This window comes from Rhizobacter sp. P2_H3 (genome assembly GCF_056403355.1).
The window spans coordinates 22,352-31,166 of sequence record NZ_JBFUFQ010000055.1 but is presented as its reverse complement, the minus strand read 5'-3'; the positions used below and the strand labels follow the sequence as shown (position 1 = coordinate 31,166).

Genomic DNA, 8,815 nt, shown 5'->3' with positions numbered 1-8,815 from the left:
CCGTACAGCGCGACCGCCCTGTCCGGGTCGTTCGCGGTGGCCTCGTCCAGCGCGGCGCGCAGGTCGTCGAGCTCGGGCGCCCAGCGGTCGCGCCAGGCGCCGGGCGCGCCCTGCGGGTTCGAACGCCAGTGGTCCTCATAGGCCTCGTCGAACACCGCGCACATGCCGCGCGCGAAGGCGGCCCGCACGGCCGCCGCTTCGCCCGAGGCCTGCAGCTTGTCGAGCGCGTACAGCCGGATGCTCTCCGGCAGGCGGTAGCGCGGTGCGCTCGCCCGGTCCACGCTCAGCAGCGAGCGGTCGGCGAGGTCGAGCAGGGTCTCGATGACGCGCGGTGCCGGCAGGTCGTCATCGGCCAGGCACAGCGCGGCGCGGTCGAGTTCGAACGCCCCCGGAAACACGCCGAGCCGGCGGAACACCTGCTGCTCGGCCGGCGACAGCAGCCCGTGGCTCCAGTCGAGCGCCGCGGCGAGCGCGTTCTGGCGCGAGGCCGGCACCTGCGGCAGCGGCGCGAGCAGCCCGAGGCGCTGCTGCAGCCGCTCGGCCAGCGCGGCCAGGCCGAGGGCCGGCAGCCGGGCCGCGGCCAGCTCGATCGCGAGCGCGTTGCCGTCGAGCCGGCGGCAGATGTCGGTGGCGGCATCGATGCTGCGCGCGTCGCCGGCCAGCGGGCTGCCGGCGCCGGCCGCGCGTTCGGCGAGCAGTTGCACTGCGTCGCAGCGCGCGGCCTCGTCGATGGAGGCCCCCTCGGGTGGCAGGCCGAGCGGCCCGAGCCGCAGCAGCCGGTGCGCCGGATCGCGCAGCGGCACCTGGCTGGTCACCAGCACCGACACGCGCGGCGTCGCCTGCACCAGCGCGCCGGCCAGCCGGGCCACCTCCGGCGCCAGGTGGTCGGCGTTGTCGAGCACCAGCAGCAGCGAGCGCGGCTTCAGCCTGCGCACCAGCGCCGCCAGCGTGTCTTCGCCGGCCACCGGCTTCAGGCCGAGCGTACCGGCGATCAGCGGGGCGATCTGCGCGCCGTCGGTCAGCGGTGCGAGGTCGATCCACCAGCTGCCGTCGCGGTGGCGGGCGCGGCGCCGCGCGGCGGCGGCCATCGCGAGGTGGGTCTTGCCGACACCGGGGCCGCCGCATACCGTCACCAGCGGGTGGGCGTCGAGCAGCGCCCCCAGTTCGGCCAGCTCGGCCGCGCGGCCGATCAGGGCCGGGGTGCGGGCCGGCAGGTTGCCGGGCGGCTCGTCCGATTCGCCGGATTCGCGGCCGGCAACGGCGGGCTGCGCGGCACCGCGCGACACCTCGAGCGCGAAGCGGTAGCCGCAGCCGGCGATGGTCGAGATCGCCGGCGCGCCCAGCAGCTTGCGCAGCTGCGCCACGTGCACCGCGATGTTGTTCTCCTCCACGACGAGGCCGGCCCAGACGAGCTGCATCAGCTCGTCCTTCGACACCTGCTGCCCGGCGCGCTCGACCAGCGCGACCAGCACGCCGAACGCGCGGGCGGTGAGCGTCAGCGGCTGGCCGTGGCGCAGCAGCAGGCGCTGCCCGGGCTGCAGCTCGAAGTCGCCGAAGCGGTACAGGACGGTGGGCGCGGGCATGGCGGTTCGCTCCTCGGGTGGCGGCGCGCCGGCGGGAATTCATGCGGAATTCAGACGCGCTTGATGACCGTGCCGGGCCCCGTGCGGGAGCATGGGACACCTCAACCCCGCAGGAGTGCGACATGCCCAGGTTCGTGATCGAGAGAGACATCCCCGGCGCCGGCCAGCTTACACCGCAGGACCTGAAGGCCATATCCCGAAAATCATGCGGCGTGCTCAACAGCATGGGCCCCAGCATCCAGTGGGTGCACAGCTACGTGACCGACGACCGCCTCTACTGCATCTACCAGGCGCCGGATGCCGCCGCGGTGCGCCGCCATGCGGAGCTGGGCGGGTTTCCGGCGAACCGGGTCTCGCAGGTGCGCTCGGTGATCGAGCCGGCGACGGCGGAGTGAGCCTCGTGTGAAGTCGCCCGGCGCGGCACCGATCTTGCGTGACCGCGCCGATGGACATCGACTTCCGCGAGCTCGGCGCCTACGAGCGCTACAAGCTGATGGCCAGCCTGATCGTGCCGCGGCCGATCGCGCTGGTCACCACGCTCGGCGCCGACGGCATCGTCAACGCCGCGCCGTTCAGCATGTTCAACATGCTCGGCGAAGACCCGCCGCTGGTGTTCATCAGCGTCAACCGGCTGCACGACGGCCGCTTGAAGGACACCGCGGCCAACATCCTGCGCAGCCGCGAGTTCGTCGTGCACCTGACCGACGAGGCGATGAGCGCGCAGATGCACGCCTGCGGCAGCGCGCTGCCGCCGCACCAGAGCGAGCTCGACCATGCCGGGCTCACGGCAGCGCCGTCGCGCTGCGTCGCGCCGCCGCGCATCGCGCAGGCGCCGGTGGCTTTCGAGTGCGTGCTGCACGAGACGCTGGAGACCGACAGCCGCTACGTCTTCCTCGGCCGCATCCTGTGGCTGGCGGTGCGCGACGGACTGGTCGACGCCGAGCGCTGGCGCGTGCGCCTGCAGGACTACCACCCGGTGGGCCGCTTCGGTGCGAGCTTCTACGTGACGACGAACGAGCGCTTCGCGATCGACGACGTGCGCGCCAACGCGATCGACGAGCTCTGACCTGCCTTCAGCGCTGGAAGATCGCCTTGGTCTCGCCGTCGATCGGTGCCGAGGTGTGCTGGTGGACAATTTTCCAGTCGTCGCCCTGGCGGGCCAGGGCCATCGTGATGCGGTTGGTCATCGAGCGCAAGGTGGCGCCGCCGGTGTCGATCGCGGCGAACGAGACGAAGGCGTGCAGCACGGCGAGGTCCTGCGCCACCCGGGTTCGCACCTCGCTGAAGGCCACGGTGACGCGCTCGTCGTGCAGCGAGCCGAACCAGCCCTGCACCATCTCGCGCCACGGCTGGCGTCCGTCATGGGACCAGCGGTTCCACATGTCGAACACCCGCACGTCGGCAGCGTAGAGCGCCACGAAGGCCTCGACATCCTTGGCGAGGACGGATTCCGCGTAGCGGAGCAGAAGCTGCCGGATCGCGGCGGGGGTGTCGGCGTCGGTGCCGGTGCCTGAACGGGTCATCGATGTCTCCTGGCATGAAGTGGTGGGTCTGCAGACGACGATCGGCGCGGTGCGAAATCGACAATGGGCTCATCCCGGCGGCGAAGCCTTCAGCACCTCGACGACGAACTCGATGAAGGCGCGCACCTTGGCCGCCGGCCATTGGCGTGACGGGTAGAGCGCATACAGCGGGAAGCGCTCGTCGGGCCAGTCGGGGAACAGGTCGACGAGCTGCCCGCGGTCGAGCTGCTCCTGGATGCCGATCGCCTTGATCTGCGCGATGCCGGTGCCGGCCAGGCAGGTCGCGAGCAGCGTACCGGGGTCGGTCAGCATCAGGCGGCCGGCGGTCGGCACCTTCAGGTGCTTGCGGCCGCGCAGGAACTCCCAGGCAAACGGCTGGCCGGTGGCCATGTCACGCACCTGGATGCAGGCGTGCTGCGCCAGGTCGCCGGGCGTGGCCGGGCGGCCATGCTGCTTCAGGTAGGCCGGCGACGCGACCGTGACGATGCGGCTCTCGAGCAGCTTGCGCGCCACCAGCGACGAGCTCGGCGGCTCGCCGAAGCGCACCGCGATGTCGAAGCCCTCGCCGACCAGGTCGCCGAGCTGCTCGCGGGCGATCAGCTCGAGCGTCAGGCCGGGGTGCAGCGCGAGGAAGCGCGGCAGGTGCGGCGCCAGCAGCAGGCGCGACGTGAACGCATCGGTGTTGACGCGCAGCCGGCCCTGCACGGTGCCCGACGAGCTGGTGGCGTGCGTCACCGCGTCTTCGATGCCGAGCACCAGCGGGTTGATGTCGGCATAGAGCCGGCGGCCTTCGTCGGTGAGGTTCAGCGAGCGGGTCGTGCGCTCGAGCAGGCGCACGCCGATGCGCGCCTCCAGCCGCGCGACGGCCCGGCTGACGCCGGACGGCGTCATGCCGAGCGCCTCGGCGGCGCGCACGAAGCTGCCGCCTTCGATCACCGCGGCCAGCACGCCGACGTTGGAGAGCAGGCGGCCATCGAGTGTCATCGTTCGCTCAATTCGTGATTCAGTGTCACCAATGATATGCCGCTGGTTGCCTTTACTCAAATGGTACCGCTTCCTACGATTCGCCTCCTGATTGACGAATCGACGAAAGGAAGTCTTCATGCATGCCATCACCGGAATCACCGGCCAGGTCGGCGGCGCGGCCGCTCGCGAGCTGCTGGCGCGGGGCGAGCGGGTGCGCGCCGTCGTGCGCGATGCCGACAAGGGGCGCGCCTGGGCGGCGCTCGGCTGCGAGGTCGCGCTCGCCACGCTGGACGACGCCGCGGCGCTGGCGCGGGCCTTCGACGGCGCCACGAGCGTGTTCGTGGTGCCGCCGCCGGTGTTCGACCCGGCGCCGGGCTTTCCCGAGGCGCGGGCCACGGCCGCGGCACTCGACCAGGCGCTGCGCGCCGCGCGGCCGGCGCGCGTGGTGTGCCTGTCGACGATCGGCGCGCAGGCGGCACCGTCGAACCTGCTGAGCCAGCACACGCTGATGGAGGAGGTGTGGTCGGCGCTGCCGCTGGACGTGACGCTGCTGCGCCCGTCGTGGTTCATCGAGAACCTGCGCTGGGACATCGACGCGGCGCGCACGCAGGGCGTGATCCCGGCCTTCCTGCAGCCGCCGGACCGGCCGGTGCCGATGGTGGCCACAGCCGACGTGGGGCGTGTCGCGGCGCGCTTGCTGACGGAGAAGGGCGCCGGGCAGCGCATCGTCGAACTCGACGGCCCGGCGCCGGTCAGCCCGAACGACATCGCTGCCGCGCTGGCGCAGGCGCTGGGTCGGCCGGTGCGCRCCGCGCCGGTGCCGCGCGACAGCTGGGAGGCGTTGTTCCACAGCCAGGGCATGCACCACCCGCAGCCGCGCATCCGGATGATCGACGGCTTCAACGAAGGCTGGATCCGCTTCGCAGGCGGCGAAGCGGTGCAGGTGCGCGGGACGACCGGCCTCGCGAGCGTTGTCGAGCAACTCGTGGGGTGATCGCCACGCGCTGGCGGGCGGGTCGCAGAATCGGCGCATGAACGTCGATCCCTGCACCCGACGCGAGTGGCTGGCCGGTCTGGCCGCCGGTGCGCTGGTGGCCGCCGCGCCGGCCCGTGCTGCCGCGGCGCTCGATCGCCGCATCCCGTCGAGCGGCGAGACGCTGCCGGTCATCGGGCTGGGCAGCTGGATCACCTTCAACGTCGGCAACGACCGCGCGGCGCGCGATGCCTGCACCGAGGTAGTCCGCGCGTTCTTCGCCGAGGGAGGCAGGCTGATCGATTCATCGCCGATGTACGGCTCGTCGCAGCCGACCATCGGCCATGCGCTGGCGCAGCTGGGCCGGCCGGCGGCGCTGTTCTCGGCCGAGAAGGTGTGGATCGGCGATGTGCAGCGCGGCGCGGCACAGATGGAGGCCTCGCGCAACTTCTGGGGCGTGCCGCGCTTCGACCTGATGCAGGTGCACAACCTGCTGTCGTGGCAGGAGCACCTGCCGCGGCTCCTCGAGATGAAGCGGGCGGGGCGGCTGCGCTACGTCGGCATCACCACCTCCGAAGGGCGGCGCCATGCCGAGCTGGAGCAGGTGATGCGCACGCAGCCGATCGACTTCGTGCAGCTCACGCACAACCTGGTGGACCGCGAGGCGGAGCAGCGCCTGCTGCCGCTCGCGCAGGAGCGCGGCATCGCGGTGCTGGTGAACCGGCCGTTCCGCGGTGGTGCATTGATGGATGCGCTGGCGCGCCAGCGGCTGCCGGCCTGGGCCGCGGAGATCGACTGCGCGAACTGGGCGCAGGTGGCGCTGAAGTTCGTCGTCTCGCACCCGGCGGTGACCTGCGCGATCCCGGCGACCAGCCAGGTGGCCCACCTGCGCGAGAACATGGCGGCGGCGCGCGGCCGCATGCCCGATGCAGCGCTGCGCGAGCGCATGGCGCGCACGGTGGCTGCGCTGTGAGGGCGGACCGTTGAGCGAGTGGTGGACCTACCGGCCGTCCAGCTTCCTGATGTTCTCGCCGCGCATCTACTGGCGGCTGTTCGAATCGCTGAACGAGGCGTGGTGGCCGCTGCAGTGGGTGGCGATGGGCGTGGCGGGAGCGTGGCTGGTCTGGCGCGTCCGCGCAGGCCACCGGGGCCTCGATGGGCGCCTGCTGCGAGGCGCGTTCGCCTTCGTCGCGATCTGCTGGGCGTTCACGGCGTGGGCATTCCTGTTCGAGCGTTTCGTGCCGATCTTCTGGGCGGCGACGTATGCCGTCGCGGCGTTCGGCGTGCAGGCGGCCGGGTTGCTGGTGCCGGCCTTGAAGGGCGGCATCGATCTGTCGAGCCGAGGCTGGCGCGTGTGGTCCGGCATCGCGCTGGCGACCTGGGCGGTGCTCGTCCACCCGTGGATCGGTCTCGCGTTCGGGCACCCATGGCAACAGGCCGGGTTCTTCGGCCTGGCGCCCGACCCGACGGTGCTGGCGACGCTCGCGCTGCTGCTGCTGGTCGAGCCATCGACCACCGCGGCTCGATGGGGGCTGCGGCTGCTGTGGATCGTGCCGCTCGCGTGGTGCGCGTCCAGTGCCGCGATGCACGGCACGATGGCGGCGTCCCGGTAGCCAGGCGCTCAGTCGCCCGGCTCGGCGTGCACCCGAAGCACCAGGTTCCAGGTTCGCCCGGCCACCGGTGATGTGCCGACGCGCCCCTGCTCGTCGAGATCGAGCGTGATGCGCGACACCGACTGCTGCACGTTGCCGCCGATCGCCTCGAGCCGGCGCCCGGCGAAGTCGACGCGCGTGACGAGGTCGCAGTGCATCGGCGTGGGCGACTCGCCGGCGCTGATGCGGGCGATCTCGGTCGGCGCGATGCGCGCGCCTTCGCGCAGCGCGCAGATCAGGTCGCCCGGCAGCGCGATCGCGGGCGTGGCGATCACGTCGTGGGCCGAGTTCAGGTGATCGCGCGCCGCGACGATGTAGTCCGCATGCGATTTGCCGAAGCGGAACTCCGACTCGCTGAAGCCTGCGCGTCGCAGCACCGCGCTGATGAAGGCGGCCGACCACGCGGGCGTCCACAGCGGCGGGCCCCATTCGGGCTGCCAGCGCGCCTCGCAGCGGTCGGGCTGCGGGCAGGTGTGGCGTTCGATGCCGCCCGTTCCGGCGGGGCCGAGTGCGGCCCAGTAGCCGTTGACGACCGGGCACAGCGCCGTGCTCATCTCGCGGCCGCAGCCGTCGTCGACCTCGGCGCAGTCGCCGGAAGCCAGTACGGCGCATTGCGCGCCGTCGCTTGTCGTGCCGATGCGCTGCGAGCCCCACAGCCGCCACTCGGCCTCGGCGATCTGCACGGTCCGCGCGATGCGTTCCGGCGGCACGGTCGTCGGCGCGACCGGGCCGTGCGTGGCGCAGCCGGCGACGATCAGCGTGGCCAGGAGGACGAGCGTGCGGCTGGGGGTTCGCATCGCGGGATTGTGAGCCGCTACAGTGGCCGCCTTCTGCGCTACCCGGGTCCCACGATGAGCATGATTTCCTTCGATGCCGGTTCGCATCGCTTCCACCTGAGGGCCGTGGCGATCGTCGTCCGTGGCGACGACGTGCTGCTGCACCGGGCCGAGGGCGACGACTTCTGGGCCTTGCCCGGCGGACGGGTGGAGTCCGGCGAAGAGGCGAGCACGGCGGTGGTGCGCGAGTTGCACGAGGAACTCGGCCTCGTCGTTCAACCGGGGCCGCTCGTGCTGCTGGTCGAGAACTTCTTCGTCTACGGCGGGTTGAAGCACCATGAAGTCGGCATGTACTTCAAGGTCGAGGCGCAAGCCGGCAGCCGCGTGCTCACGGAGCCCGGCCCGTACCGGGGCGTCGAAGGCGCGCGTGAACTCGTCTTCGACTGGTTTGCGCGCTCGGCGCTGGGGAACGTGGATGTGCGGCCTTCATTCCTGGCGCAGACGCTGGCGGCGGACCGCATCGCCTTCACGCACGTCGTGCAGCGGGATCAACACCACAATCCCTGAACTCGGGCATCCCGCTACAGTCGTCCCACCTTCAGGAGATCCCCCGATGCCCATCGAAAACTGGCTTGCCTTCGTCGCCGCCTCCGCGGTGCTGCTGATCATCCCCGGCCCGACCATCCTGACCGTCATCAGTTACTCGATGGCGCAGGGGCGGCGCGCCAACGTGCCGCTGATCGCCGCGGTCGCGCTGGGTGACTCCACCGCGCTGGTCGTGTCGCTGCTGGGCCTCGGAACGCTGCTGGCGGCCTCGGCCTTCTGGTTCACGGTGGTCAAGTTCGCGGGAGGGCTGTACCTGCTGTACCTCGGCATCAAGCTGCTGCGCGCCGGCGTTTCGCCTGCACAGGCCACGGTCGCGCCGGCCACCGGCTCGCGCTGGAAGCTGTTCATCAACACCTATCTCGTGACCGCCCTCAACCCGAAGGGCATCGTGTTCTTCATCGCCTTCCTGCCGCAGTTCCTGCGCCCGGGCGTGAACGCCACGCAGCAGCTGTGGATCCTGGCCGTCACCTTCGTCACGATGGCCACGATCAACTCGACGCTCTATGCGGTGTTCGCCACCTCGGCCCGCGCCGCGCTCGCGTCGCCACGTGCGCAGCGCGGCTTCAACCTGGCGGGTGGCTCGCTGCTGTCGGCCGCCGGGGTGTGGGCGCTGCTGGCCAAGCGGCCGGTGTAGAGATTCCGACCGGTGTCGCGCCGCGCCTGCGGCGCGCTGGAGCGCGCCCTGCGCTCACGTTGCAAGCCGTTTCTTGCACGCTGTTACCCGCATCCGGTCGCC

Annotated in this window: 11 protein-coding genes; 7 read left to right on the top strand and 4 right to left on the bottom strand. The window is 71.7% G+C overall.

Annotation, left to right across the window (positions count from 1 at the left end):
* Nucleotides 1-1,583 (bottom strand): ATP-binding protein (locus AC1D1T_RS13115; protein WP_477991964.1); only part of this gene is annotated, 1,583 nt, incomplete at its 3' end.
* A gap of 122 nt (nucleotides 1,584-1,705) precedes the next feature.
* Here AC1D1T_RS13115 and AC1D1T_RS13110 point away from each other — a divergent pair.
* On the top strand, nucleotides 1,706-1,978 hold the full coding sequence (locus AC1D1T_RS13110) for a DUF4242 domain-containing protein (RefSeq protein WP_047513214.1): 273 nt from the start codon (nucleotides 1,706-1,708) through the stop codon (nucleotides 1,976-1,978).
* A 50-nt stretch (nucleotides 1,979-2,028) separates the two neighbouring features.
* Nucleotides 2,029-2,649, top strand: a complete 621-nt coding sequence (locus AC1D1T_RS13105) for a flavin reductase family protein (protein ID WP_477827568.1) — start codon at nucleotides 2,029-2,031, stop codon at nucleotides 2,647-2,649.
* A gap of 7 nt (nucleotides 2,650-2,656) precedes the next feature.
* Here AC1D1T_RS13105 and AC1D1T_RS13100 read toward each other — a convergent pair whose 3' ends face one another.
* Both AC1D1T_RS13100 and AC1D1T_RS13095 read right to left on the bottom strand, forming a co-directional pair.
* On the bottom strand, nucleotides 2,657-3,106 hold the full coding sequence (locus AC1D1T_RS13100; RefSeq protein ID WP_477827569.1) for a YybH family protein: 450 nt from the start codon (nucleotides 3,104-3,106) through the stop codon (nucleotides 2,657-2,659).
* Between the two features lie 69 nt (nucleotides 3,107-3,175).
* Nucleotides 3,176-4,090 carry a LysR family transcriptional regulator gene (locus AC1D1T_RS13095; protein WP_047513205.1) on the bottom strand — a complete coding sequence of 305 codons (915 nt, stop codon included), beginning with the start codon at nucleotides 4,088-4,090 and terminating at the stop codon, nucleotides 3,176-3,178.
* Nucleotides 4,091-4,208: 118 nt separating this feature from the next.
* On the opposite strand from AC1D1T_RS13095, the gene AC1D1T_RS13090 reads away from it, so the two are divergent.
* Genes AC1D1T_RS13090 through AC1D1T_RS13080 form a run of 3 tightly spaced genes read left to right on the top strand, consistent with a single transcriptional unit; the run spans nucleotide 4,209 to nucleotide 6,658 of the window.
* On the top strand, nucleotides 4,209-5,066 hold the full coding sequence (locus AC1D1T_RS13090) for an NAD(P)H-binding protein (protein WP_477991963.1): 858 nt from the start codon (nucleotides 4,209-4,211) through the stop codon (nucleotides 5,064-5,066).
* A 37-nt stretch (nucleotides 5,067-5,103) separates the two neighbouring features.
* The gene (locus AC1D1T_RS13085) at nucleotides 5,104-6,018 is read left to right on the top strand and encodes an aldo/keto reductase (RefSeq protein ID WP_477827532.1); all 915 of its coding nucleotides are present in this window, start codon (nucleotides 5,104-5,106) and stop codon (nucleotides 6,016-6,018) included.
* Nucleotides 6,019-6,028: 10 nt separating this feature from the next.
* Nucleotides 6,029-6,658: a DUF6064 family protein gene (locus AC1D1T_RS13080; protein WP_477827531.1), complete on the top strand. Its 630-nt coding sequence runs from the start codon at nucleotides 6,029-6,031 to the stop codon at nucleotides 6,656-6,658.
* An 8-nt stretch (nucleotides 6,659-6,666) separates the two neighbouring features.
* Here the strand turns inward: AC1D1T_RS13080 and AC1D1T_RS13075 are convergent, their stop codons facing one another.
* A complete protein-coding gene (locus tag AC1D1T_RS13075) occupies nucleotides 6,667-7,494 on the bottom strand; it encodes a DUF2272 domain-containing protein (RefSeq protein ID WP_477827530.1) in 828 nt (275 codons plus the stop codon).
* A gap of 54 nt (nucleotides 7,495-7,548) precedes the next feature.
* On the opposite strand from AC1D1T_RS13075, the gene AC1D1T_RS13070 reads away from it, so the two are divergent.
* Both AC1D1T_RS13070 and AC1D1T_RS13065 read left to right on the top strand, forming a co-directional pair.
* On the top strand, nucleotides 7,549-8,040 hold the full coding sequence (locus tag AC1D1T_RS13070; RefSeq protein WP_477827529.1) for an NUDIX hydrolase: 492 nt from the start codon (nucleotides 7,549-7,551) through the stop codon (nucleotides 8,038-8,040).
* A gap of 46 nt (nucleotides 8,041-8,086) precedes the next feature.
* Entirely contained in the window at nucleotides 8,087-8,713 is a 627-nt protein-coding gene (locus AC1D1T_RS13065) for a LysE family translocator (RefSeq protein WP_477844073.1), read from the top strand.
* Nucleotides 8,714-8,815 lie beyond the last annotated feature (102 nt).